Genomic DNA, 25,074 nt, shown 5'->3' on the forward strand with positions numbered 1-25,074 from the left:
CCGATCGAGAGTGACACCATGTACAACCTTCCTGATGATCGCGGCCACTTCGGCCCGTATGGCGGCGTGTTCGTCGCCGAAACGCTGATTCACGCGCTGGATGAACTGCGCACGGCGTATGAAAAATTCCGCAACGACCCCGATTTCGTCGCCGAATACGAGCGCGAACTCAAGTATTTCGTCGGTCGTCCGTCGCCGATCTATCACGCGCAGCGCTGGAGCGAAATGCTCGGCGGCGCGCAGATCTACCTGAAGCGCGAGGACCTGAACCATACCGGCGCGCACAAGATCAACAACGTGATCGGCCAGGCGTTGCTCGCGAAGCGGATGGGCAAGAAGCGCGTGATCGCCGAGACGGGCGCCGGCCAGCATGGCGTCGCGACGGCGACGATCTGCGCGCGCTTCGGGATGGAGTGCATCGTCTACATGGGCGCCGAGGACGTGCGCCGCCAGGCCGCGAACGTCTACCGGATGAAGCTGCTCGGCGCGACGGTCGTGCCGGTTGAATCGGGGTCGCGCACGTTGAAGGACGCGCTGAATGAAGCGATGCGCGACTGGGTCACGAACATCGAAAGCACGTTCTACATCATCGGCACGGTCGCGGGCCCGCATCCGTATCCGGCGATGGTGCGCGACTTCCAGCGCGTGATCGGCGACGAGTGCAAGGTGCAGATGCCGGAACTCGCCGGCCGCCAGCCGGACGCGGTGATTGCGTGCGTCGGCGGCGGCTCGAACGCGATGGGCATCTTCTATCCGTACATCGACGACACGTCGGTGCAGCTGATCGGCGTCGAAGCGGCCGGCGACGGCCTCGACACCGGCCGTCACGCCGCGTCGCTGATCGCCGGCAGCCCCGGCGTGCTGCACGGCAACCGCACGTATCTGCTGCAGGACGACAACGGCCAGATCATCGAAACGCATTCGGTGTCGGCAGGTCTCGACTATCCGGGCGTCGGTCCCGAGCACGCATGGCTGAAGGACAGCGGCCGCGCGCAGTACGTGCCGATCACCGACGAAGAGGCGCTGAAGGCGTTCCACGACTGCTGCCGGATCGAGGGGATCATCCCCGCGCTCGAGTCGAGCCACGCGATCGCGTACGGCGTGAAGCTCGCGCCGACGTTGCCGAAGGACAAGATCCTGCTCGTCAACCTGTCGGGCCGCGGCGACAAGGACATGCATACGGTCGCCGAGCGATCGGGCATCGCGCTCTGACCCCGACCGATGCGTGACCTGATCGAACAACCGGGCGGCGGCGCCGCGAGCGAAGCGGAGGCGGTGCAGTCTGCCGTCGCCGTGCCGTGCGCGCTGCCGTCCGGGATCGAACTGCACAACCGCGATTTCATGTCGGAAGCCGCGCGCCTGCCGGATGCGTCGATCGACCTGATCGTCGCCGATCCGCCGTACGGGCTCGGCAAGGACTACGGCAACGATTCGGACAAGCGCTCGGGCGACGATTTTCTCGCGTGGACGCGCGAGTGGCTCGAGCTCGCGATTCCGAAGCTCAAGCCGAGCGGGTCGATGTACATCTTCTGCACGTGGCAGTACGCGCCGGAAATCTTCAGCTTCCTGAAGACGAAGCTCACGATGGTCAACGAGATCATCTGGGACCGACGCGTGCCGAGCATGGGCGGCACGACGCGCCGTTTCACGTCGGTGCACGACAACATCGGCTTTTTCGCGGTTTCCAAGGCGTATTACTTCGATCTCGATCCGGTCCGCATCCCGTACGACGCCGACACGAAGAAGGCCCGCTCGCGCAAGCTGTTCGAAGGCAGCAAGTGGCTGGAGATGGGTTACAACCCGAAGGACGTCTGGTCGGTCTCGCGCCTGCATCGTCAGCACGCGGAGCGCGTCGATCATCCGACCCAGAAGCCGCTGGAAATCATCGAGCGGATGGTGCTCGCGAGTTGCCCGCCGGGCGGCCGCGTGCTCGATCCGTTCATGGGCAGCGGCACGACCGCGGTGGCCTGCGCACGGCAGGGGCGCGACTTCGTCGGCTACGAGATCAACGAAAGTTATTGCGCGATCGCGCACGAGCGCGTGAGCGCGCTCGCCACGCCGGCGTGCGCGTGAGTCGCGCCGCCGTTTTGCCGATCGCTTGCTTTGCATGGGATCGGAGCAAGCGCTGAAGCGCCGGCTCCGATCGACCGCCGTGGGGCCGGAATAAGCGCTGAAGCGCTAACTCCGGCCAGCCACGGCATGGGATCGGAGCAAGCGCCAAAGCGCCAGCTCCGATCGACACAAGGAAAATTGCCATGTCATCCCGTATCCAGCAGACCTTCGCCGCACTCGCCGAACAAGGCCGCAAGGGCCTGATTCCGTTCATCACGGCCGGCGACCCCGATCCCGCGAAGACCGTCGAATTCATGCACGCGCTCGCCGAAGGCGGCGCCGACGTCATCGAGCTCGGCGTGCCGTTCTCGGACCCGATGGCCGACGGCCCGGTGATCCAGCGCTCGTCGGAGCGCGCGCTCGCGCGCGGCGTCACGCTCAAGAGCGTGCTCGCCGACGTGAAGCGCTTCCGCGAGACCGACCAGAAAACCCCCGTCGTGCTGATGGGTTATGCGAACCCGATCGAGCGGATGGGCGTCGACACGTTCGCGACCGAAGCGCAGGCGGCCGGCGTCGACGGCGTGCTCGTCGTCGACTATCCGCCCGAGGAAGCGGGCGTATTCGCCGAGAAAATGCGCGCCGCGCAGATCGATCCGATCTTCCTGCTCGCGCCGACGTCGACCGACGAACGCATCGCCGACGTGGGCAAGATCGCGAGCGGCTACGTGTACTACGTGTCGCTCAAGGGCGTGACCGGCGCCGGAAATCTGGATGTTTCGAGCATTGCGGGTAAAATCCCGGCCATCAAGTCGCGCGTGCCGGTTCCGGTGGGCGTCGGCTTCGGCATCCGCGACGCCGAAACGGCGCGCGCGGTGGCCGAAGTGTCGGACGCCGTCGTGATCGGCAGCCGCCTGGTGCAGCTGCTCGAGAGCGCCGCGCCGGACGGCGCCGCCGCCGCGCTGACGACTTTCATTGCCGAGCTGCGCGCCGCCCTGGACGGCGCCGGCAAGACGGCGCGATAAACACAACACAGGAAGCGGGAACGGGCCGGTCGGCCCGCCCCGCCACGGAACAGGAAACCATACGATGAGCTGGCTCGACAAACTGTTGCCGCCGAAGATCAAGCAGACCGACCCGAAAAGCCGCAAGGGCATTCCGGAAGGCCTGTGGGTCAAGTGCCCGTCCTGCGAGGCCGTGCTGTACCGCAACGACGTGGACGCGAACCTGCACGTGTGCCCGAAGTGCGACCACCACATGCGCATCGGTGCGCGCGAGCGTCTCGACGGGCTGCTCGACCCGGAAGGCCGCTATGAGATCGGCCAGGAAATCGTGCCGGTCGACTCGCTGAAATTCAAGGACAGCCGCAAGTACCCCGATCGTCTGAAGGAAGCGATGGACGAAACGGGCGAGACCGACGCGATGGTCGTGATGGGCGGTGCGATCCACACGCTGCCCGTCGTCGCGGCCTGTTTCGAGTTCTCGTTCATGGGGGGCTCGATGGGTTCGGTCGTCGGCGAGCGCTTCGTGCGCGGCGCGCAGAATGCGCTGGAGCAGCAGGTGCCGTTCATCTGCTTCACGGCGTCGGGCGGCGCACGGATGCAGGAAAGCCTGCTGTCGCTGATGCAGATGGCCAAGACCACCGCGATGCTGACCAAGCTGGCCGAAGCCAAGCTGCCGTTCATCTCGGTGCTGACCGACCCGACGATGGGCGGCGTGTCGGCGAGCTTCGCGTTCCTCGGCGACGTCGTGATCGCGGAGCCGAAGGCGCTGATCGGCTTTGCCGGCCCGCGCGTGATCGAGCAGACGGTTCGCGAGAAGCTGCCGGAAGGCTTCCAGCGCGCGGAATTCCTGCTGAAGACGGGCGCGATCGACATGATCGTCGATCGCCGCAAGATGCGCGACGAGATCGCGCAACTGCTCGCGCTGCTGCAGCGACAGCCGGCCGACGCGCTGGCCTGATTGGCGCGGCGTTGTGAACTGCGCGCGTCGCCCGGCTGAACCGCCGGGCGGCGCGTTTCGTTTTTTGGCGTAGTGGCGGTACCGATTCAGATTTGATCCGATGAGCACTTTTCCCACTCTCGACGCGTGGCTTTCGCATCTCGAACGCGCGCACCCGGTCGGCATCGACATGGGCCTTACCCGCATCGGGCAGGTCAAGGCGGCGTTGCAACTCGAATTCGCGTGCCCCGTGATCACGGTCGGCGGCACGAACGGCAAGGGTTCGACTTGCGCATTCCTCGAGGCGATCCTCGTTCACGCGGGCTACAAGGTCGGTTGCCACACGTCGCCGCACCTGCTCGAATTCAGCGAGCGCGCGCGCGTGAACGGCCAGCAGGTGAGCGACGCCGAGCTGCTGCCGCACTTCGAAGCCGTCGAGGCAGCGCGCACGTCGCTGCCCGAGCCGGTGTCGCTGACGTACTTCGAATTCACGACGCTCGCGATCCTGCATCTGTTCGCGTCACGCGGGCTCGACGCGGTGATCCTCGAAGTCGGTCTCGGCGGCCGGCTCGACGCGGTCAACATCATCGACGCCGATTGCGCGATCGTCACGAGCATCGACATCGACCACACCGAATACCTCGGCGACACGCGCGAGAAGATCGCGTTCGAGAAGGCAGGGATCTTCCGCGCGGGCAAGCCGGCGATCTGCGGTGATCCCGCGGTGCCGAACACGCTGGTCGAGCACGCCGAAGCGATCGGCGCCGACCTGTGGTTGGTCGGTCGCGATTTCCGCTATGAAGCGCAGCCGGGCGCGGAGCGCCAGCAATGGAGCTATCTCGGCCGCGAGAAGCGCTATCCGGCGCTCGCGTACCCGGCGCTGCGCGGCGCGAATCAGCTGATCAATGCATCGGCCGCGCTGGCCGCGCTCGAGGCGCTGCGCCCGGTGCTGCCGGTGTCCGCGCAGGACATTCGGCTCGGGCTCGCCAACGTCGAGCTGCCGGGGCGCTTCCAGGTGCTGCCCGGCAAGCCGGCGATCGTGCTGGACGTCGCGCACAACCCGCATGCGGCGGCCGTGCTCGAGCAGAACCTCGGCAACATGGGCTTCTTCCCGTACACGTACGCGGTGTTCGGCGCGATGCACGACAAGGACATCGACGGCGTGTTGCGGCATCTGAAGGGCGAGATCGACCACTGGTGCGTGACCGACCTGCCGCTGCCGCGCGCGGCGAGCGCGGAGCAGCTCGAAGCCGCGCTGCGCAAGGCCGGCGTGCAGGAGGGGGCCGATTCGAGCGTGACGCGGTTCGCGTCGCCCGCCGAAGCGTTTCGCGATGCACTAAAAAGAGCATCCGAGAATGATAGAATCGTGGTTTTCGGCAGTTTCCATACGGTGGCAGGTGTGATGGCCTACCGGAAATCGCAGCAACACTGACTGACGGGCAGTTTCGGACTCAGCCATTCATGGGAATTTTCTCGTTCGGCAAGAAAGACGACGACGCGCCCCCGCGGCGCGGCGGTCGTACCGGGGCCTCCCGGAACGTGCGCACGGAGCGCACTGAACGCGTCGAGCGACGCACGCGCCGCACCGAGCGTCCGGAGTCGGACGCACTGCTCCTCGATCCGACCCTTCCAGAAAAGCAACGCGCCCGCCGGCGTCTCGTCGGTGCGATCGCGCTCGTCGTCGCGGCGGTGATCGTGCTGCCGATGGTGCTTGATTCCCACCCGAAGCCGGTGACGGACGACATCGCGATCGACATCCCGAACCGGCCCGCGCATCAGGCGGTCGCTCCGCGCGACGACGACACGTCCGACGTGCAGGCGGGCGTCGCGCACGACGAACCGCCGGCATCCGATGTCGCCGTGGCGGCCGCGCCCGCGACCAAGGATGCGGTCAAGCCGGCCGCGAAGCCCGATAGCACGACCTCGACGACCACGGCGAGCGTGACGCCGCCGAAGCCCGCTGCGAAGCCGGCCACGACCGCACCCGCGCCGAAGCCTGCCGCGCCGAAACCGGCGCCCGCGACGGTCGCGAACGCCGACGCCGCGGCCGACAGCGGCGACGCATCGTCGCCGGCGTCGCCGGCCGGTGCTCGCTTCGCGGTGCAGCTCGGTTCGTTCAAGGACGACGCGACGGCCCGGTCATGGGCCACCAAGTTGAAATCGGCGGGGGTGCCCGCATATGTCGAGCATCGCAAGCAGGCGGACGGCAGCACGGCTACACTGCTGCGTGCCGGCCCGTTCGCGGATCGCGCGGCGGCGTCCGCCGCGATCGCGAAGGTGCGCGAAGCCGGACTCACGCAGTAACGTGCGATGCTGACGGCTTTCGACTACGCTGTATTGGCGGTGATCGCGTTGTCTGCGCTGCGTGGCGCATGGCGCGGTTTCGTCTCGGAGATTTTCGGGCTGATCGGCTGGATCGCGGCGATCGTGATCGCGGCCCGCTATGTCGGACTGGTCGTGCCGTATATCCCGGCTAATTGGCCGGGCGGCGCGCTGACACAGTGGGTGCTCGCGTTCGCGCTGATCGTGATCGGCGTCGTGTTCGTCGCGGGTGTCGCGAACGCGCTGTTGTCGCGGATCGCGCAGGCGACGGGCCTCGGCGGGGTCGATCGCTCGCTGGGCATGATGTTCGGGCTCGTGCGCGGCTGCGTGCTGGTGGTGTTGCTGGTCGCGGCGGCCGGGCTGACCGAATTGCCCAAACAGGATTTCTGGCGCAATGCGCTATTGCGTCCTTTCGCCGAGCAGGGCGTGCACGAGCTGAAGCAGCTCCTGCCCGACGGCATGGCCCAGTACGTGCGCGTGTGACGACGCGCACCGGGTAGGACGGAACCGATTTTGTCATCTTGAAGGACATGCCATGTGCGGCATCGTAGGCGTTATCTCCCAATCCCCCGTCAATCAGCTGATCTATGACAGCCTGCTGCTGCTGCAGCATCGCGGTCAGGATGCAGCGGGCATCGCGACGGCGGACGGCAGCAATTTCCACATGTACAAGGCGAACGGCATGGTGCGCGACGTGTTCCGCACGCGCAACATGCGCAGCCTGCCCGGCACGTTCGGCATCGGCCAGGTCCGATATCCGACGGCCGGCTCGGCGTCGAGCGAAGCCGAGGCGCAGCCGTTCTACGTGAACGCGCCGTTCGGGATCATCCTCGCGCACAACGGCAACCTGACGAACTGGGAACAGCTGAAGGACGAGATGTTCCGGATCGATCGCCGGCACATCAACACCAATTCCGATAGCGAAGTGCTGCTCAACGTGTTCGCGCACGAGCTGCAGCTGTCGACGACGGGCCTCGAGCTCGATCCGGCCGCGGTGTTCAAGGCGGTCGCGGGCGTGCATCGCCGCCTGCAGGGCTCGTACGCGATCGTGTCGCTGATCGCCGGCTACGGCCTGCTCGCGTTCCGCGATCCGTTCGGCATCCGCCCGCTCTGCATCGGCAAGCTCGAGACCGAACACGGCACCGAGTGGATGGTCGCGTCGGAGTCGGTGGCGGTCGAAGGCATCGGGTTCGAATTCGTGCGCGACGTGCAGCCGGGCGAGGCGATCTTCATCGACAAGGCCGGCAACTTCCACAGCCAGCAGTGCGCCGAGCACCCGACGCTGAATCCTTGCATGTTCGAGTACGTGTATCTCGCGCGTCCGGATTCGTGCCTCGACGGCGTGCCCGTCTACAACGTGCGTCTGCGCATGGGCGACTACCTCGCCGAGAAGATCAAGCGCGAGCTGCCGAACGTGCCGATCGACGTCGTGATGCCGATTCCCGATTCGTCGCGTCCGGCCGCGATGCAGGTCGCCGCGAAGCTCGGCGTCGAGTATCGCGAAGGTTTCTTCAAGAACCGCTACGTCGGCCGCACGTTCATCATGCCGGGCCAGGCCGTGCGCAAGAAGTCGGTGCGCCAGAAGCTCAATGCGATGAGCATCGAGTTCAAGGACAAGCACGTGCTGATCGTCGACGACTCGATCGTACGCGGCACGACCTCGCACGAGATCGTGCAGATGGCGCGCGATGCAGGCGCGAAGTCGGTGATCTTCGCGTCGGCGGCGCCGCCCGTGAAGTTCCCGAACGTTTACGGCATCGACATGCCGACGCGCGGTGAGCTCGTTGCCCACGGTCGCACCGACGATGAAGTCGCGAAGATCATCGGCGCCGACTACCTGATCTATCAGGACGTGGACGACCTGCGCCGCGCGGTGCGCGACATCAACCCGAAGCTCGAGCGCTTCGAGGCGTCGTGCTTCGACGGCAACTACATCACCGGCGCCGTGACGCCCGAGTACCTCGACGCGATCGAGCGCGCGCGTCTCGCGCCGGCGTCGCAGGCCGATCGCGACACGGCTGGCGATGCCGCCCGTTCGCAGATGAACCTGCAGCTGTCGGTCGAGTGACACCGGCGCACGCTTCGGATGAAGCGTGATAGGATGTGGCCTTGCGTCGATTTGATTCAGCTTGCGGACGCGGGGCGACTTCCCAAAACAGCTAAAGCGAAGGCCGGCGGCAGCCGGCCCGAGTCGATCGCTGTCGTACCGCACCGAAGCCCGCTGATGCCGACGCATAGCGGGCTTTTTGTTTTGGCCTGATTTTGTGGCTGGGTTCGCGCCCGATGCATGATCCGCGGCGCGGCCCTCGAATACGGAAAACGGAACATGGACGACTCCCTCAACTTCGACACGCTCGCCGTGCGCGCGGGCACGCAGCGCAGCAACTTCAACGAGCATTCGGAAGCGCTGTTCCTCACGTCGAGCTTCTGCTTCACGAGCGCGGCCGAGGCTGCCGAGCGCTTCGCGAATTCGGAAGACTATTTCACCTATTCGCGCTTCACGAACCCGACCGTCACCATGTTCCAGGATCGTCTCGCCGCGCTCGAAGGCGGCGAGGCCTGCATCGCGACGGCGTCGGGCATGGCGGCGATCATGTCGGTCGTGATGGCCGCGCTGCAGGCGGGCGATCACCTCGTCAGCTCGCGAAGCCTGTTCGGCTCGACGCTCGGGATGTTCTCGCAGATTTTCAGCAAGTTCGGCATCACGACGACCTTCGTCGATCCGACCGACCTGAACGCATGGCAGGAAGCGGTGCGGCCCGAAACGAAGATGTTCTTCCTCGAAACGCCGTCGAACCCGCTGACCGAACTCGCCGACATCGAGGCGATCGGCAAGATCGCGAAGGCCGCGAACGCGCTGTTCGTCGTCGACAACTGTTTCTGCAGCCCGGTGCTGCAGCAGCCGTTGAAGCTCGGCGCGGACGTCGTGATGCACTCGGCGACGAAGTTCCTCGACGGGCAGGGGCGCGTGCTCGGCGGCGCGCTGGTCGGCTCGAAGGAATTCATCATGGGCAAGGTGTTCCCGTTCGTGCGCAGCGCGGGTCCGACGCTGTCGGCATTCAACGCGTGGGTGCTGTTGAAGGGGATGGAGACGCTGTCTCTGCGCGTCGAGAAGCAGTCGGCGAATGCGCTGGAAATCGCGCGCTGGCTCGATTCGCATCCGGCCGTCGCGCGTGTGTTCTATCCGGGGCTCGAATCGCATCCGCAGCACGAACTCGCGAAGCGCCAGCAGAAGGCGGGCGGCGCAATCGTATCGTTCGAGCTGAAGGGCGACACGCCGGAGCAGCAGCGCGCGAATGCGTGGCGCGTGATCGACAGCACGAAGCTGATCTCGATCACCGGCAACCTCGGCGACACGCGCACGACGATCACGCATCCGGCGACGACGACGCATGCCCGCATCACGCCGGAAGCGCGTGCGGCCGCGGGGATCACCGAAGGGCTGATCCGCCTCGCGGTCGGCCTGGAAAACGCGGGCGACCTGCGCAACGATCTCGCGCGCGGCCTCGAGGGCTGAGCGCCGCGGCACGTTTCAGGGCCGGCATGACAACGGGCCGCTCGATCTGATCGAGCGGCCCGTTTTTTTTGGCCGGCGCCGCGCGCGTCGACGGAATCAGCCGGTGTGCCCGGCCTGCGCGGGCCGCTGCACGTCGCGCATCGCTTCCATCATCCATCGCAGCGTGTCGTCGAGCGGCGTCACGGGCAGCTCGCCCACTGCACGCCGCAGCTTTTCGCGCGACCCGCTGAGACTTTTTACTTCGTTGTGCCGCACGAAACGCGGATCGATCGTCACGTCGATCACGTAGCCGGCGATCCGCGACAGCATCGCCAGCACTTCCTTCAGCGAATACGCGCGTTCCGAGCAGACGTTGAACGTCTCGCCGGCCGGCGCGGCTTCGAGCAGCTTCAAATAGGCGGCCGTCACGTCGCGCACGTCGGAGAAATCGCGGCTCACGTCGAGATTGCCGAGCGAGATGCGCGGCGCATTGCGCGCATAGTGCGACACGAGCTTCGGCAGAAGATACGCATCGTCCTGGCCGACGCCGGTGTAGTTGAACGGCCGCGCGATCACGATCGGCAACCGGTCGGCCCATAGCTTCGCCGCGTATTCCATCGCCAGCTTGCTGACCGCATAGTCGTTCGCGGGAGCGGGGGTGACGGTTTCGTCGAGCACGCCGGCCGTCGAATTGCCGTAGACGTTCGCGCTGCTGGCGAGCAGCACCGCCGAAGGGCGGCGGTCCAGGCCCGCGAGCGCGGCCAGCAGGTTGCGCGTGCCGACGATGTTGACCGCGTAAGTCTGCGACGGCTCGTCCTGCGCGACGTGCGCACGCGCGGCCAGATGCACGACCGCATCGGGCCGCGCATCGGCGGCCGCCGCGCGCATCGCGTGCGCATCGAGCAGGTCGACCGGCACCAGCGTGCAGTTCGCGAGCGCCGGATCGTCCGGCCGCGCCGCCCCGGGCGCCACGGTGCCCCATACGTCGTAGCCGGCCGCCTCGAGGCGCTGCGCCATGTAGCGGCCGGTGAAGCCCGTCAGACCCGTGACGAATGCGCGGCGCGTCGAGCGTCCGGCATCAGTACGTGTCATGGTGACGATTCCGCGTCAGATCCGCTTCCACCATCATCTGGCAAAGTTGCTCGAGCGTCGTTTCCGGCGCCCAGCCGAGCTTGGATTTGGCCTTGTCCGCGCAGCCGATCAGCAGGTCGACTTCGGCAGGGCGGTAGAACTTCGGATTCACTTCGACCAGCACGTTGCCGTTCGACGCGTCGAGACCGCGTTCCTGTTCGCCCTTGCCGGTCCATTCAATCTGGTAGCCGGCGGCCGCGAACGCCATCTGCACGAAGTCGCGCACGGTCTCGGTGCGGTTGGTCGCGAGCACGTAGGTGTCGGGCTCGTCGACCTGCAGCATCCGCCACATCCCTTCGACGTATTCGAGCGCGAAGCCCCAGTCGCGCTTGGCGTCGAGGTTGCCGAGCTCGAGCTTGCCCGCCTTGCCGAGTTTGATCTTCGCGACGGTGTCGGTGATCTTGCGCGTGACGAACTCGCGGCCGCGCAGCGGCGATTCGTGGTTGAACAGGATGCCGCTGCAGCCGAACAGGCCGTAGGACTCGCGGTAGTTCACGGTCATCCAGTGCGCGTACAGCTTCGCGACGCCGTACGGGCTGCGCGGGTAGAACGCGGTGGTTTCCGTTTGCGGAATCGCCTGCACCTTGCCGAACATCTCGGACGTCGATGCCTGGTAGAAGCGCGTCTTCGGGCTCACCACGCGGATCGCCTCGAGCAGGTTCAGCGGGCCGATGCCCGTGACCTCGGCGGTCGTCGCCGGCTGGTCGAACGACACGCCGACGAAGCTCTGCGCGGCCAGGTTGTACAGCTCGTCGGGCTGCGTGCGTTCGAGCAGCCGCAGGCTGGAGCCGGCATCCGTCAGGTCGTGCTCGATGAGCGACAGGTTCGGGTGCGTGTCGACGCCGAGCTCGGCGATGCGCCAGAAGTTCACCGAGCTGGTGCGGCGATAGGTGCCCGTGACTTCGTAGCCCTTGTCGAGCAGCAGCTTGGTCAGGTAGGCGCCATCCTGCCCGGTGATCCCCGTGATGATGGCCTTCTTGCGAGTTTGGCTCATGGCAATGTCCTGGTCGAATCGATGGATTGAGAAATTCAGGCGGTCGTGCGTGCGGCGGCGGGCACCGTGGCGCGTGCCGGGCCGCGCGTCAGGCGCCGTTCGAAGCCGTACCAGCTCACGGTGGCGTACGCGAGCGTGATGGCGAGGGCGAGCGCGGCCGTGACGAAGCGGTTCAGGTGCAACGGCCACAGCGCGTACAGCACGCTCAGGTGAATCAGGTAGACGGTGTAGCTGACGGTGCCGACGTACACGAGCAGCGGGTTCGTCAGCACGCGCTGCACGAGGCCGCGTCCGCGCAGCGCGATCACGACGATCGACGTGCACAGCAGCAGCGAGATGCTGTAGAGCGCGGCATTCGACAGCGGCGTATTCGCCGCGCGGAAACGCGGGAACGACAGGTGCAGCCAGCCGAGGATCGCGAGCGACACGAGCGCGCCGACGATCGCGAGCGGATAGAACGGCTCCAGCGCGCGCCGGTCGCGGCGCAGCACGATCGCGAGCAGCGCACCCGCGGCGAGCAGGTCCATCCGGAACGGCGTCAGGTAGTAGATGGGCCAGAACGAATCGAACCACGGCGTCGCGATCGCGCGCAGCACGGGCGCCGCGACGATCAGCGCAGCGGCGATCCACAGCAGCGCGCGCTCCGAACACCACAGCACGACGAACGGCCAGAAGATGTAGAACTGCTCCTCGACGGCGAGCGACCACAGCACGTTCAGGCTGTCGTGACCGATGCTGCCGAGCGACAGCCCGATGTTGGTCGAGAAGAACGCGAACCACGGCCAGTGCGGCAGCCAGCTCGCGCCGAACAGCAGCGTCGACACGACGAGCAGCAGCACGTACGGCGGCAGGATGCGGCGCACGCGGCGCGCGTAGAAGTGGCTGAAGTAAGACTGTCCGCGCGCCTTGCGATCGAGCAGGATGCCGGTGATCAGCAGGCCGCTCAGCACGAAGAACAGGTCGACGCCCATCCATAGCGGCGCCTTCAGCGCATGTTGCAGGAACACGGCGCCAACGGCGATCGCGCGCAGCCCGTCGAGCTGCACGATGCGGCCGTGTTGCGGCGGGGCGAGGTCGGCGGTGCGCGAGATGCCTGTCATCGCGCCGCTCCTTCGCGACGCGCGGCCGATGCCGTGGCGCGCCGCGCATCCGATGCGTGAACGTAATGCATGCGTTTAAATGAAATATTGAATCGAAATCGATTCTAGGGAAAAGAAATCGGCAAAAAAACGCATGTCATTTATCCGGCTGAAAACATTCGAATGCCGGTCGTTTTAATCGCGTCATGAAAGGTTTGCAGGCCAAGCGCCCCGGCGGGCGGGGCAAAGCGGCATTTTCTACGGATAGCCGCATGAAAGGCGGTCGATATTGCCGCTTCGTCGGGCCAGTTTGCCGCTGTTCCGGTTCGATATTTCAGGTGGAAACATCCCAAAATATTTCCAAATTTCTTGTGATTATTTTTGCTTGTAACCTGCATCGCGACGTTTGAAACCTATTTAGCGACAGGGCATCAGGGCAAGCAGCATGCCGCGGCGCCAGTCGCTTCCGCATCGAGTCTGGAGAGCGCATTGCGACGTCTGATTCTGGTTGGCATGACGGTATGCGCGGCGCTGTCCGCGAGCGCCGCCTCGGCTGAAACCGTGTTGCCCGCGACCACTTCGTGGATCGGCAACACGTTCGGCTATGGCGACGGCAGTTGGACGCAGATCGACATTCGCGCGATCGCGGTGACGCCCGACGGCAAGGTGTATACGAACGCGCCGTGGGACGAGAGCGGCGCCGAGGCGAGCGTCTATCAGGACGGGAAGATGCTCGGCTTCGCCGGCGGCACGCACGGCTGGGGCAACCTCGGCGGCAACGCGGTCGCGGTGAACAGTAAATATGCGTACGTCGCGATCGGCGTCGGCAACGAGCGTGGCCATCTGCAGTCGCCCGGCATCTGGCCGGACAAGGGCAAGCAGTGGTTCGGCATTTCGCGCCGCACGATCGGCGACATGAAGCAGCCGGCGCCGTTCCGCGCGGCGCCGCAGGTCGCGCCCGGCGGTCGCGCCGATGCCGGGCGCGCGCGGATGGCCGCCAGCTTCATGATGGTCAACGAGGTGCCGGCCCCGGCCCGCTCGGAAGTGGGCGAGGCGAAGGCGGAAGTCGGCGGCCTCGCGGCCGACGACAAGACGCTGTTCGCGACGAATCCGTCACATGACGAGGTGGACGTCTACGACGCCGAGACGATGCAGAAGAAAGCCACGTGGAGCGCGCACGAGCCGGGCCGCATCGCGCTGGCCGGCGACGGCACGCTCTGGCTGCTCACCGATACGATCGGCGGCCCCGCGCATCTCGTGCACGTGCGCGCGGACGGCCGCAAGCTCGACGACGCGCCCGCGCTGCCCGACGGCACCGACGCGGTGGACGTGGCGGTCGACGCGAAAGGGCGTGTGCTGGTCGCGGACAACGGGCCTCGCCAGCAGGTGCTGATCTTCTCGAAAGGCGGCAAGGGCTATGCGCCGTCTGGCACGCTGGGCGAGCGCGGCGGCATCTTCGCGGGCCCGGTGCCGGGCCGTCCGGGGCCGCAGCGCTTCAATGGGCTGACGGGTGTGGGCGTTGATCGCGCGGGCAACGTCTACGTGTCGATGAACGGCATCGGGCCGCGTCACGACACGATCGGCGCTGGGCTGGGCGCGGTGCTCGAGAGCTATACGCCGGACGGCAAGCTGCGCTGGCAGGTGCAGGGGCTACTGTTTGTCGACGGCGCGTGGCTCGATCCGGCACGGCCGAACAGCGTGTACACGGGCAACAAGCGCTTCGAGCTCGATTTGTCGAAGCCGCCCGGCCAGGACTGGAAATACGTCGGCTTCCTGTCGAACCGCTTCAAGTATCCGGACGATCCCGTGTTCCATACGGACCAGTATCCCGGCATGCCGTTCGCGCGGCGCATCGACGGCCGCACGTTCCTGTACCTGACCGACATGTACGCCGACCACCTGAAGATCTATCGCTTCGACGCGAAGCGCGACGGCGAGGTCGCGATTCCGTCTGGCCTGATCGCGGGCCGCGCGCGGCCGGTAGACAAGGTGCCGAACAAGCCGCCCGGCGGCGACTGGATCTGGCGCGACACGAACGGCAACGGCCGGCTCGACGAGGACGAATTCACGACCAACACGACGGGCAAGGCAAAGGCGGGCGGCTGGGGCTGGTGGGTCGACACGAAGGGCGACATCTGGCGCACGAGCGACGTGCGCGGCATTCATCGCTTCGGCTACGGCGGCATCGACAAGGCCGGCAACCCGATCTACTCGTACGACAAGGTCACGACCTATCCGATGCCGCAGCCGTTCACGCAGCTGCGCCGCGCGATCTACGAGCCGCAGACGGACACGCTGTACGTGACCGGCTACACGGCCGACGCGCCGCCGCAGCCGGGCATCAACAAGGAAGTCGGCCGCGTGCTGGTGCGCTTCGACAAATGGTCGACCGGCTCGCCGGTGGTGCGCTACACGGTCGCGCTGCCCTGGCAGCTCGACGCGAAGCCGATCCTCGACCTGATCGGAATCACGGTCGAGGGCCGCTACATCTTCACGGTGGAGCCGGTCGGCAAGGTCCACGTGTACGACAAGGAAACCGGCAAGGAAGTCGGCGTGATGAGCCCGGGCGCGGAGGTCGGCAAGGCGTCGGGCTGGGTCGACGTGCCGTTCGGCATCAGCGCGTTCCGGCGCGAGAACGGCGAATACCTGGTGTTCGTCGAGGAAGACGCACGCGGCAAGGTGCTGATGTATCGCTGGAAACCGTAACGGGCGGCACCGTCGTCGACGTCATGGGCCTGTTCCCGCTAATAACGGGCCCTTCTGGCGACCCGCCCGGCGAAGGTTTTTTTAATTTCGGAAACGTGCGTTGCCGGCCGTATCGAGGCGTCGGTCGTCGCTTCCCTGGCGCGGCGCGACGACCTGCAACGCACGTTCTCAAACCCGTCATCCGCGGGAACAGGCCCATGGGCACAAGCATGGACAAAGGCATACTCAAGAACGTTTCGATCAACTTCATCGGCCTGATCCTGCCGACCTTCGTGTCGCTGGTGACGGTGCCCGCGTACATTCACGCGCTGGGCGTCGAACGCTACGGCGTCGTCAGCCTGGTGTGGACGCTGATCGGTTATTTCGGGATCCTCGATCTCGGGATGAGCATGGCCGCGCAGAACCACATCTCGAAGGCGCTCGCGAGCGGCAACGCGGACGAAAGCGCGCGCGTCTTCTGGAGCGCGTTCTGGCTGAACCTCGGCACGGGCATCGTTGGCGGACTGCTGATCTATTTCGGTGCGTTCGTCTACACCGCGTATTTCACGAAGGTGTCCGCAGCGATGCAGCACGAGGTGTATCTCGCGTTGCCGTGGCTCGCGCTCGCGATCCCGCTCGCGAACGTGTCGTGGGTGTTCGCCGGCGCGATCAACGGCGCCGAACGGTTCGGCGTGTTCAACACGAACCAGACGATCGGCACGTTCCTGTTCCAGTTGCTGCCGCTCGGCGCCGCATGGTGGATCGCGCCGAACCTGCAGACGGTGCTGGCCGCGGCCGTCGTCGCGCGGCTGATCGCGGCGGTGATGCTCGGTCACGCGAGCATCAAGGTGCTCGCCATCCGGCGCATCGACCCGCCGCAGTGGGGCACCGCGAAAGGGCTGTTCAACTTCGGCGGCTGGATGCTGATCGCGAGCACGACCAGCATGATCGCCGACACGCTCGATCGCGTGATGCTCGGCGCCGGCATGGGCGCGAAGTTCGTCACCTATTACACGGTTCCGCAGAACCTCGTCACGCGGCTGAACATGCTGCCGAACGCGCTGGTGCGCACGCTGTTTCCGCGCCTGTCGGCGGTCGGCCGCGAGCATGCCGATACGCTCGCGCGCCAGTCGCTCGAATTTCTGAACGGCGTGTTCACGCCGGTCGGCATCGTCGCGATCTTCGCGCTCGCGCCGTTCCTCACGTTGTGGGTCGGCGCCGATCTCGCCGCACATTCGGCGCCGGTCGGGCGCGTGCTGGTGATCAGCGTATGGCTCGTCGGCCAGGCGAGCGTCATGCGGATCCTGATCCAGTCGCAGGTCAATCCGGCCCGGGCGGCGTTCGCCGGGCTCGTCGAGATGCCGTTCTTCGTCGGCGGCCTGTGGCTCGGCATCCATCACTTCGGGCTGATCGGCGCGGCGGTGGTCGTCGCGGCCCGCGCGCTGGTCGATTACGGCGTGCTGCTTTACCTGTCGGCGATCCGGATGCGCGCGATCGTGCTCGACATGCTCGCGCATCTCGCCTTCCTGCTCGCGAGCCTGTTTCTCGCGCAAGCGTGGCCGGGGCTGGGCCAGTCGATCGGCCTTTGCGCGGTCGTGCTGGTGCTGAACCTTGCGTGGTCGCTCACGATGACGCCGGCCCTGCGTGCGCTCGCGCGCGACCTGTTCGTCCGTCTCAATGCGAGGAAAACCGTATGAATCGCGATCTGGCGGAACACGCCATCCTGAACCTCGCCACGGCCGATGCCGCCGTGGCCGAAGCCGGCGACACCGCCGCGCTGCGCCGGACCGAACCGGCCGCGCACGCGGGCGCACGCGATGCCTCGCGCCCGCTGCGCGTGGCGATCGTCCACGACTGGCTCGTCACGTACGCCGGCGCCGAGCGCGTGCTCGAACAGATCGTCGCGTGCTTTCCCGATGCGGACCTGTTCAGCCTCGTCGATTTCCTCGACGATCGCACGTTCGTGCGCGGCAAGCCGGTGACGACCTCGTTCATCCAGAAGCTGCCGTTCGCGCGCACCAAGTACCGCAGCTACCTGCCGCTGATGCCGCTCGCGATCGAGCAGCTCGACGTGTCGGACTACGATCTCGTGATCTCCAGCAGCCATGCGGTCGCGAAGGGCGTGCTGACCGGGCCGGACCAGATGCACATCAGCTACGTGCATTCGCCGATCCGCTACGCGTGGGACCTGCAGCACCAGTATCTCGAACAGTCGAATCTCACGCACGGGCCGAAGTCGCTGCTTGCGCGGATGATCCTGCATTACATCCGCAACTGGGACACGCGCACCGCGAATGCGGTGGACGGCTTCGTCGCGAACTCGGCATTCATCGCACGACGCATCCGCAAGGTGTATCACCGCGATGCGGCGGTGATCTTCCCGCCGGTCGACGTCGACGGCTTCTCGCTGAACGAGGCGAAGGACGATTTCTACCTGACCGCGTCGCGGATGGTGCCGTACAAGAAGATCGACCTGATCGTCGAAGCGTTCTCGCACACTCCGGAGCGCAAGCTCGTCGTGATCGGCGACGGCCCCGAGATGCAGAAGATCCGCGCGAAGGCCGGCCCGAACGTCGAGATCATGGGCTACCAGCCGTTCGCGGTGCTGCACGACCGGATGCGGCGCGCGAAGGCGTTCGTGTTCGCTGCCGAGGAGGATTTCGGCATCTCGGTGGTCGAGGCGCAGGCATGCGGCACGCCCGTGATCGCATACGGCAAGGGCGGCGCGCTCGAGACGGTGCTCGAACCGCGCTCGCACGCGCATCCGACCGGGCTGTTCTTCGACGAACAGACGCCGCACGCGATCGTCGCGGCGGTCGACGATTTCGAACGCGCGCCGCAGCGCTTCTCGCCGCAGGCGTGCCGCGCGAACGCGGAGCGTTTTTCGGCCGACACGTTCCGGCGGCGCTTTCTCGACTACGTGGAGGCCGCGCTGCCCGGCTCGACCGCGCAGCGCGGCACGGCCGTTGCGCCGGCACCCCCCGCGCGCGGCCCGGCGACGCTCGTGCTCGACCAGAGCGGCGTGCTCGGCGGCGCCGAGCTGTCGTTGCTGGAGATCATGAAGCACATGCGCGCGAACGCCGACGTGGTGCTGTTCGACGACGGCCCGTTCCGCGCGGCGCTCGACGAGATCGGCGCGCGCGTCGACGTGCTCGACCAGGGCGCGCTCGCCGGGGTGCGCAAGCAGGGTGGCGTGTCGACAGGTGCGTTGAAGCAGCTCGTCACGCTCGTGCGCGACGTCGCGCGGCGCGCACGCCGCGCCGAGGTGATCTACGCGAACACGCAGCGCGCGATGGTGGTCGCGGCGCTGGCCGGGCGGCTCGCGCGCAAGCCGGTGGTGTGGCACCTGCGCGACATCGTCAGCGGCGACCATTTCGGCAACAAGCAGCTGATGGCGATCAAATACTGCGCGCGATTCGGCGTCACGCGCGTGATCGCGAACTCCGACGCGTCCGCGCAGGCATTCCGTGCGCTGACGGGCTTCACGCCGCAGCACGTCGACGTCGTGTTCAACGGCATCTCGGCCGAACCGTTCGACGCGCTGGACACGGCAAGCCAGGCCGCGCTGCGCGCGCGCTTCGGGGTACCCGAGCACGCGTGGCTGGTCGGCTCGTTCAGCCGCCTCGCGCACTGGAAGGGGCAGCACCTGCTGCTGGAGGCTGCGGCTCGCCATCCCGACATGCACGTGGCGCTGGTCGGCGCGCCGCTGTTCGGCGAGGACGAATACGCGGCGCAACTGCACGAGATCGTCGCGCGTCACGGAATGGACGACCGCGTGCACTTTCTCGGGTTCCAGCGCGACGTGGCCGCGTGCATGAAGGCGGTCGACGTGGTCGCGCATACGTCGATCACGCCGGAGCCGTTCGGGCGCGTGATCGTCGAAGGCATGCTTGCGCGGCGGCCGGTGGTCGCGGCCCGCGCGGGCGGGGTCGTCGAGATCATCGAGGACGGCGAAAACGGGCTGCTGTGCGAGCCGGGCAACGCGGCCGCGCTGGCCGACGCACTGGGCCGGCTGCAGCACGACGGAGCGCTGCGCGAGCGGCTTGTCGCGAGCGGGCGGGCGACAGCGGTGCGCCGGTTCGGCACCGAGACCTATGTGGAGCGGGTCGAGAAGATCCTCGCGGATACGGCGAAGGCCGCGAAGGCGAAGAAGCGGTAGATGCGGTGCGTCGGCGCGAAGCGCCGCCATGCGCCGGGAAACGGGCCCTCATGCGGCGACGTGCTGCATGAGGGTTCTGCTTTTGGGCGGGCGGGAGCCTGTTGAGTGTCAGGCGCAGGTTGCCGGCGGCGAGGTGCTGCTGATGCGTTGGCGCACGGACCGCCGCTGGGCAGCCTTGCCTGCTGTTTGGCTCGGAAACGCTTCACGGAATGCCGTCGGCGACGCCATGAGGTCATGTCGTGAGGCGGGTGGGGCGACGGGCAGTGCAGCCGTCCAGGCTTCGGTACGTGATACCCGCCGCGCCCGACGCGCCCATGGATCCGCCGCGCGCGTGGCGCCCATCAATCGGCCCCCGCACGATCCCAGGGCGCGCGCGGGCCGGGAGCGCCGTAACGGCGCAATCAGGCAGCCTGCTCGGGGGCCGGTGCCACGACGCGGGCGCCGCGCGTCGGCTTCAGGCTGGCCGACCACATCATCGCGGGGCGTTCGAACAGCCGGTAGAACACGTAGGCGACCGGAATCGCGGCGGCCATGAACGTGATCGACGGCCAGATCGACAGTTGCAGTTCGGAGTGGAACAGCACCGAGCCGAGGCAGACGAACAGCGGCAGGTGGATCAGGTACAGCGAGTAGCTGAAGTCGCCGAACCAGCCGAGCACGCGCAAGAGCGGCGTCGGGCGCGGCGGGCAGGCGAGCGCGCGGTACAGGAAGCATGCGAAGCCGGCAGCCCATAGCTGGAACGCGCCGTACTGGCCGAAATGGAACGCGCCGCAGCCCGCGGCCAGCAGCGCGGCGGCCGCGACGTACCACGCGCGCGACGGCACGGCGGCCGTGCCGCGCGCCGGCTGCGCGCGCACGTCGGCGATCCACGCGCCGACCGTCCAGGACAGCCAGTACGACGTGAAGAACTGCAGGTCGTGGCGTTCGAGCAGCCATGCCGACGCGACGTTGACGAGCGCGACGGCCGCCACGATGGCCGGCATGCCGATGCGTCGACGCAGCGCGAACAGCAGCGGGTAGATTGCATAGAACTGCACTTCGAGCGACAGCGTCCACAGCGCGCCGTTCGATCCGTACGTGTAGCCGGCAACGCCCTGCAGCGAGAACAGGTTCACGAGGAACGCGGTGAGGCCGACATCGCGGATCTTGTGGCTGACCGGCGCGATCTGCAGGCTGACCGCGTCCATCGCGAGCGTGAACAGCAGCGCGGCGAGCAGCACCGGGTAGATGCGGGCGAAGCGGCGCGCCCAGAAGTTGGGCGCGTCGAGCCGATACGCGGGGTTGGCCGCGAGCTTGAGCGCCGCGTTGCGGTGGATGCAGTAACCGCTGATCACGAAGAAGATCGGCACGCCGGCGGAGCCCCACGCGAACGGGAAGGTCAGGTAGCCGGCGATCACGCTCGGGCTGAGCGCATGACCGTAAGCGTGATGGAAGCTCTGCATGCCGACCCAGACGACCTGGCGGCAGTGGAAATAGGCGACGAGCAGCGCCGCGAACCCGCGCATCGCGTCGATCACGTGTTCCTTGTGGTCGGCGACGGGCGGCGCGGCCAAAGACGATCCGCTGAAAGCTTGCATGCGATTCGATTCCTTGCGACGGATGAAGGGGATGGTCCAATCGTAATGCGCAAGAATTCGATCGAATGAATAAAAAAATCACGCCGGGAAATGATGGTGTTTCAGATGGTGGTTTTATTCCGGTGTGAAAGCGGTTTCGCCGACGCCACAATTATTTGCCGATTTTTTTCTGATAGCTTGAAGCTCCAGTTGATTGATGCAAGGAGCGGCAAGATGGACATGCATTGGATCGCGAGCGCGGCAGTACTGCTGGTCATGGCCGTGCTGTCGGCGTACCGCGAGGCGCTGAAGAACGAGCCGATTCGCCCGGGCCTCGAGCGGGGCGGCGTCCCGTATATCGAGGAATTCGAATCGTAAGAATTTGTATCCGGAAAATCGGTAATTTGTTTATGTCCCGGTTCGGGGTTCGGCAATATCGACCGGGTTCGCGGATTATCCATTTTCCGGAAACATGGGCAATAGGTCCATATCGAAAATGAGCGGAGTGGAATTGGCCGTGCCGCCGGTTCTCGATATGCCGTTCGAAAAACAATCGCGCCGGGTCGCGCAGCGACGCGGCGCAGTCAACGCAATCAGGATGCGAACATGTTGAAAGTCACCAAGGCCGTGTTCCCCGTCGCCGGTCTCGGCACGCGGTTCCTCCCGGCAACGAAGGCGAGCCCGAAGGAAATGCTGCCCGTCGTCGACAAGCCGCTGATCCAGTACGCGGTCGAGGAAGCGATCAACGCCGGTATCACCGAGATGATCTTCGTGACCGGGCGCAGCAAGCGCGCGATCGAGGATCACTTCGACAAGTCGTACGAGATCGAGGCCGAACTCGAGGCGCGCGGCAAGGAAAAGCTGCTCGAACTCGTGCGTGGCATCAAGCCGAGCCACGTGAACTGCTTCTACGTGCGCCAGCCGGAAGCGCTCGGTCTCGGCCACGCGGTGCTGTGCGCGGAAAAGCTCGTGCACGGCGAGCCGTTCGCGGTGATTCTCGCCGACGACCTGCTGCACGGCGAGCAGCCGGTGCTCAAGCAGCTCGTCGACGTGTTCGACCACTATCACAGCTCGGTGATCGGAGTCGAGACGATTCCGCGCGAGGACAGCCGCTCGTACGGCGTCGTCGAAGGCCGCGAGTGGGAAGAGGACATCATCAAGCTGTCGGGCATCATCGAGAAGCCGGCGCCGGAAGACGCGCCGTCGAACCTCGGCGTGGTCGGTCGCTATGTGTTCATGCCGACGATCTTCGATCACCTGCGCAAGCTCAAGCCGGGTGCCGGCGGCGAGCTGCAGTTGACCGACGCGATCCAGACGCTGCTCGCGAACGAACAGGTGCTCGCGTATCGCTACTACGGCACGCGGTTCGATTGCGGCAGCAAGATCGGCTACCTCAAGGCGACCGTCGAGCTCGCGCTCCAGCATCCGGAAGTGAGCCGCGAATTCGAGGCGTACCTGCGTACCTGTCTGCCCGCGCTGGCTGCTGTCGCATAAGCAGCCGCGCTGCTTCGCTGTTTCAGGTGGTGGTTGTTCCGTTGGCCCCGGCCGCCTTGTGCGTCGGGGCTTTTTTGCGTGTGGACCACAGCGGCGGGGCGGATTTCGGGCGGATTCGATCGGTTGCGTGTGCGACGATTCTGGTATGCCGCCGGACGGTGATGCCGGTTCGAGCGCGCGTTGCGCGGTGCGCCGGATGCCATGGCGATGAAACCGGTGCCGACGCGCCGGTCGCTTACGCGTTGATGAATGACGGGCGTCGACAGGCTGCGTCTCGTCGGCGCCGGTATCGCGCTCAGCGTGGCGACGTGCTCGGCCGCGCGACGAAGTACCGGGCCAGCATCGCGGCGATCGGCTTCTTCAAGTCGAGCAGCCGCCTTTCAAGATAGCGCCACGACAGATGGGCGAGCAGCACGGCGAGCGCGAACTGCAGCACTTCGGGCAGCACTTCCCGGATGATCGCCGGCATCGGCACGTGCGCGAACAGCGCGGGCATCTCCCCGAAACGTGCCGGGATCAGGTTGTGGAACAGGTAAAAGCCGTAGCTGATCGTGCCGAGATAGACGAGCGGCGACCAGTCGAGCAGTGCCACGGCCGGATGGTCGGGTTCGGTGACGATCCACAGCATGAGCGCGCCGAGCGACGCGGACAGGCCGAGATCCACGAACCCCGTGACGACGTCCGGCAGCATCGTGAAGGCGGGCAGCGCGAGGAAGAACACGACGCCGGCCGCGCCGAGCCAGCCGGGCGGAATGCGGCGGACGACGTTCTGGCCGTGATCGGCGAGCGCCATCGCACCGACGCCGCCCAGCGCGATCAGCGCGAAATTCCACGGGGAAAACGCGTAGATCAGCACCGGCGATGCATCGAGCGCGTAGAGCGCGAGATGCGCGAACGCGCACAGCGCGACGGCGGCGACGCCCAGCGCGACGTGACGCGCGGCCGGCACTGCGAGCAGCGTGAGCGGCGCAATCAGATAGAACTGCTGTTCAACCGCGAGGCTCCAGAAATGCGACGTGGAGCCCGGCCAGCCGTCCTTCACGACGCCGATCCAGTAATTCGACAGGAACGTCGCGTGCCACGCGAGCCCGAGATTGACGCCGCGCTGGTAGAACAGCGCGTGCGCGATCGCGAGCGCGGCGAGCAACAGGTAATAGACGGGAAAGATTCTCAGCGCGCGCTTCGCGAGGAACAGCGCCAGCGCATGGCGGCGTGTCATCGTGCCGCATTCGATCGCCTGACGGTTGCGATGCAATTCGCCGACGATCAGGAATCCGCTGATGAAGAAAAACGTCCACACACCGAGCTTGCCGACGTCGACAGCGAGGACGTGGCCCTTGTGGGACAGGAAAACGAGGATGACGGCGATGGCTCGCAGGCCGTCGAGTCCTTTGACGTATCTGACTTCGCGCATGAAGGCATCCGGGGCACTGAGCGAGGTCAGTATAGGTGCGCAAATATCGAACGTAATTCGCGATCGGACGCGTTTGGACGTATACGTGAAGGCGTTTTTCGATGCTGGCGCGCCGTCGAAGTCGGTCGCGCGCAACAAAACCTGCGGGAAACCCCGCGAAAACGCATAAAAGTACTCCACGAAGCGTCAAGGCGCTTGTAGAATCCGGCGTTGAAGCGCGCGCGTTGCACGCTTCGTGTATCCAACGACCACACCTGGTAGGAGAAACATGGCGACTTCCGCAAAAAAGGTGGCCAAGAAGGCTGCCGTACCGGCGACCAAGAAAGTGGCTGCCAAAAAGGCTGCGCCCGCGAAGAAAGTAGTGGCCAAGAAGGCTGTCGCAAAGGCAGCACCGGCTGCTCCGACGCCGCTGAAGGACAAGTTCACGAAGGCATCGCTCGCAACGCACATCGCTGAGCGCGCAGCTGTCGAAGTGAAGGCGGTCAAGGCGGTGCTCGCCGCACTCGAGAACGTCGTGCTGGGCTCGGTTCACAAGAAGGGCGCAGGCGAATTCACGCTGCCGGGTCTGCTGAAGATCACGGCGCAAGTCGTGCCGGCGAAGAAGAAGCGCTTCGGCAAGGATCCGTTCACGGGCGAAGAGCGCTGGTTCCCGGCCAAGCCGGCCAGCGTGCGCGTGAAGGCACGTGCGCTGAAGAAGCTGAAGGACGCGGCTGCGTAATGCCGCGTAACGGTCGCCGAATGCATGTCGGCGGCC

Annotated in this window: 21 protein-coding genes; 15 read left to right on the top strand and 6 right to left on the bottom strand. The window is 66.2% G+C overall.

Annotated features, from left to right (window positions below; all coding sequences use genetic code 11):
* The first annotated feature begins 18 nt into the window (after positions 1 to 18).
* From trpB to WI26_RS18610, 9 genes are all read left to right on the top strand, one after another.
* Positions 19 to 1,212 (top strand): tryptophan synthase subunit beta, encoded by a 1,194-nt coding sequence (gene trpB, locus WI26_RS18570; protein WP_059539885.1) that lies wholly within the window; start codon positions 19 to 21, stop codon positions 1,210 to 1,212.
* Between the two features lie 9 nt (positions 1,213 to 1,221).
* On the top strand, positions 1,222 to 2,073 hold the full coding sequence (locus WI26_RS18575; RefSeq protein WP_059466414.1) for a DNA-methyltransferase: 852 nt from the start codon (positions 1,222 to 1,224) through the stop codon (positions 2,071 to 2,073).
* 182 nt (positions 2,074 to 2,255) lie between these two features.
* Positions 2,256 to 3,074, top strand: a complete 819-nt coding sequence (gene trpA, locus WI26_RS18580) for a tryptophan synthase subunit alpha (protein ID WP_059466413.1) — start codon at positions 2,256 to 2,258, stop codon at positions 3,072 to 3,074.
* A gap of 64 nt (positions 3,075 to 3,138) precedes the next feature.
* The gene (accD, locus tag WI26_RS18585) at positions 3,139 to 4,011 is read left to right on the top strand and encodes an acetyl-CoA carboxylase, carboxyltransferase subunit beta (protein WP_059450810.1); all 873 of its coding nucleotides are present in this window, start codon (positions 3,139 to 3,141) and stop codon (positions 4,009 to 4,011) included.
* Between the two features lie 100 nt (positions 4,012 to 4,111).
* On the top strand, positions 4,112 to 5,422 hold the full coding sequence (folC, locus tag WI26_RS18590) for a bifunctional tetrahydrofolate synthase/dihydrofolate synthase (protein ID WP_069226766.1): 1,311 nt from the start codon (positions 4,112 to 4,114) through the stop codon (positions 5,420 to 5,422).
* Positions 5,423 to 5,451: 29 nt separating this feature from the next.
* Positions 5,452 to 6,294, top strand: coding sequence for an SPOR domain-containing protein (locus WI26_RS18595; RefSeq protein WP_059466411.1), 843 nt, complete (start codon positions 5,452 to 5,454; stop codon positions 6,292 to 6,294).
* Positions 6,295 to 6,300: 6 nt separating this feature from the next.
* The gene (locus WI26_RS18600; RefSeq protein ID WP_059450813.1) at positions 6,301 to 6,795 is read left to right on the top strand and encodes a CvpA family protein; all 495 of its coding nucleotides are present in this window, start codon (positions 6,301 to 6,303) and stop codon (positions 6,793 to 6,795) included.
* Positions 6,796 to 6,847: 52 nt separating this feature from the next.
* Positions 6,848 to 8,380: an amidophosphoribosyltransferase gene (purF, locus tag WI26_RS18605; RefSeq protein ID WP_059466410.1), complete on the top strand. Its 1,533-nt coding sequence runs from the start codon at positions 6,848 to 6,850 to the stop codon at positions 8,378 to 8,380.
* A gap of 258 nt (positions 8,381 to 8,638) precedes the next feature.
* Positions 8,639 to 9,829, top strand: coding sequence for an O-succinylhomoserine sulfhydrylase (locus tag WI26_RS18610; RefSeq protein ID WP_059466704.1), 1,191 nt, complete (start codon positions 8,639 to 8,641; stop codon positions 9,827 to 9,829).
* A 96-nt stretch (positions 9,830 to 9,925) separates the two neighbouring features.
* Here WI26_RS18610 and WI26_RS18615 read toward each other — a convergent pair whose 3' ends face one another.
* The 4 genes from WI26_RS18615 to WI26_RS32750 form a co-directional block, all read right to left on the bottom strand.
* Positions 9,926 to 10,900 carry an NAD-dependent epimerase/dehydratase family protein gene (locus WI26_RS18615; RefSeq protein WP_069226767.1) on the bottom strand — a complete coding sequence of 325 codons (975 nt, stop codon included), beginning with the start codon at positions 10,898 to 10,900 and terminating at the stop codon, positions 9,926 to 9,928.
* A complete protein-coding gene (gene gmd / locus WI26_RS18620; RefSeq protein ID WP_059510141.1) occupies positions 10,887 to 11,933 on the bottom strand; it encodes a GDP-mannose 4,6-dehydratase in 1,047 nt (348 codons plus the stop codon). The genes WI26_RS18615 and gmd overlap by 14 nt, the downstream gene beginning before the upstream one ends.
* 35 nt (positions 11,934 to 11,968) lie before the next feature.
* Complete coding sequence (locus WI26_RS18625; RefSeq protein WP_059466407.1) at positions 11,969 to 13,033, bottom strand: acyltransferase family protein; 1,065 nt, start codon at positions 13,031 to 13,033, stop codon at positions 11,969 to 11,971.
* 140 nt (positions 13,034 to 13,173) lie between these two features.
* Entirely contained in the window at positions 13,174 to 13,410 is a 237-nt protein-coding gene (locus WI26_RS32750) for a hypothetical protein (protein ID WP_167359246.1), read from the bottom strand.
* 115 nt (positions 13,411 to 13,525) lie between these two features.
* On the opposite strand from WI26_RS32750, the gene WI26_RS18630 reads away from it, so the two are divergent.
* From WI26_RS18630 to WI26_RS18640, 3 genes are all read left to right on the top strand, one after another.
* Positions 13,526 to 15,718 (top strand): hypothetical protein, encoded by a 2,193-nt coding sequence (locus WI26_RS18630; RefSeq protein WP_069226768.1) that lies wholly within the window; start codon positions 13,526 to 13,528, stop codon positions 15,716 to 15,718.
* A 209-nt stretch (positions 15,719 to 15,927) separates the two neighbouring features.
* On the top strand, positions 15,928 to 17,394 hold the full coding sequence (locus WI26_RS18635; protein ID WP_069226769.1) for a flippase: 1,467 nt from the start codon (positions 15,928 to 15,930) through the stop codon (positions 17,392 to 17,394).
* Positions 17,391 to 19,856: a glycosyltransferase family 4 protein gene (locus WI26_RS18640; RefSeq protein WP_069226770.1), complete on the top strand. Its 2,466-nt coding sequence runs from the start codon at positions 17,391 to 17,393 to the stop codon at positions 19,854 to 19,856. Before WI26_RS18635 ends, WI26_RS18640 begins: the two co-directional genes overlap by 4 nt.
* A 401-nt stretch (positions 19,857 to 20,257) precedes the next feature.
* Here the strand turns inward: WI26_RS18640 and WI26_RS18645 are convergent, their stop codons facing one another.
* Positions 20,258 to 21,433, bottom strand: coding sequence for an acyltransferase family protein (locus WI26_RS18645; RefSeq protein WP_069226771.1), 1,176 nt, complete (start codon positions 21,431 to 21,433; stop codon positions 20,258 to 20,260).
* Positions 21,434 to 21,646: 213 nt separating this feature from the next.
* On the opposite strand from WI26_RS18645, the gene WI26_RS32755 reads away from it, so the two are divergent.
* Both WI26_RS32755 and galU read left to right on the top strand, forming a co-directional pair.
* Positions 21,647 to 21,790, top strand: a complete 144-nt coding sequence (locus tag WI26_RS32755) for a hypothetical protein (RefSeq protein WP_006479318.1) — start codon at positions 21,647 to 21,649, stop codon at positions 21,788 to 21,790.
* 228 nt (positions 21,791 to 22,018) lie between these two features.
* Positions 22,019 to 22,906, top strand: coding sequence for a UTP--glucose-1-phosphate uridylyltransferase GalU (gene galU / locus WI26_RS18655; protein WP_059450871.1), 888 nt, complete (start codon positions 22,019 to 22,021; stop codon positions 22,904 to 22,906).
* A gap of 295 nt (positions 22,907 to 23,201) precedes the next feature.
* On the opposite strand, the gene WI26_RS18660 is transcribed toward galU, so the two are convergent.
* Positions 23,202 to 24,320 (bottom strand): acyltransferase family protein, encoded by a 1,119-nt coding sequence (locus WI26_RS18660; protein WP_069226773.1) that lies wholly within the window; start codon positions 24,318 to 24,320, stop codon positions 23,202 to 23,204.
* Positions 24,321 to 24,588: 268 nt separating this feature from the next.
* Here WI26_RS18660 and WI26_RS18665 point away from each other — a divergent pair, with 268 nt between their 5' ends.
* Positions 24,589 to 25,038, top strand: a complete 450-nt coding sequence (locus WI26_RS18665) for an HU family DNA-binding protein (protein WP_069226774.1) — start codon at positions 24,589 to 24,591, stop codon at positions 25,036 to 25,038.
* Positions 25,039 to 25,074 lie beyond the last annotated feature (36 nt).

This window comes from Burkholderia diffusa (assembly GCF_001718315.1).
Classification (GTDB): Bacteria; Pseudomonadota; Gammaproteobacteria; order Burkholderiales; family Burkholderiaceae; genus Burkholderia; species Burkholderia diffusa_B.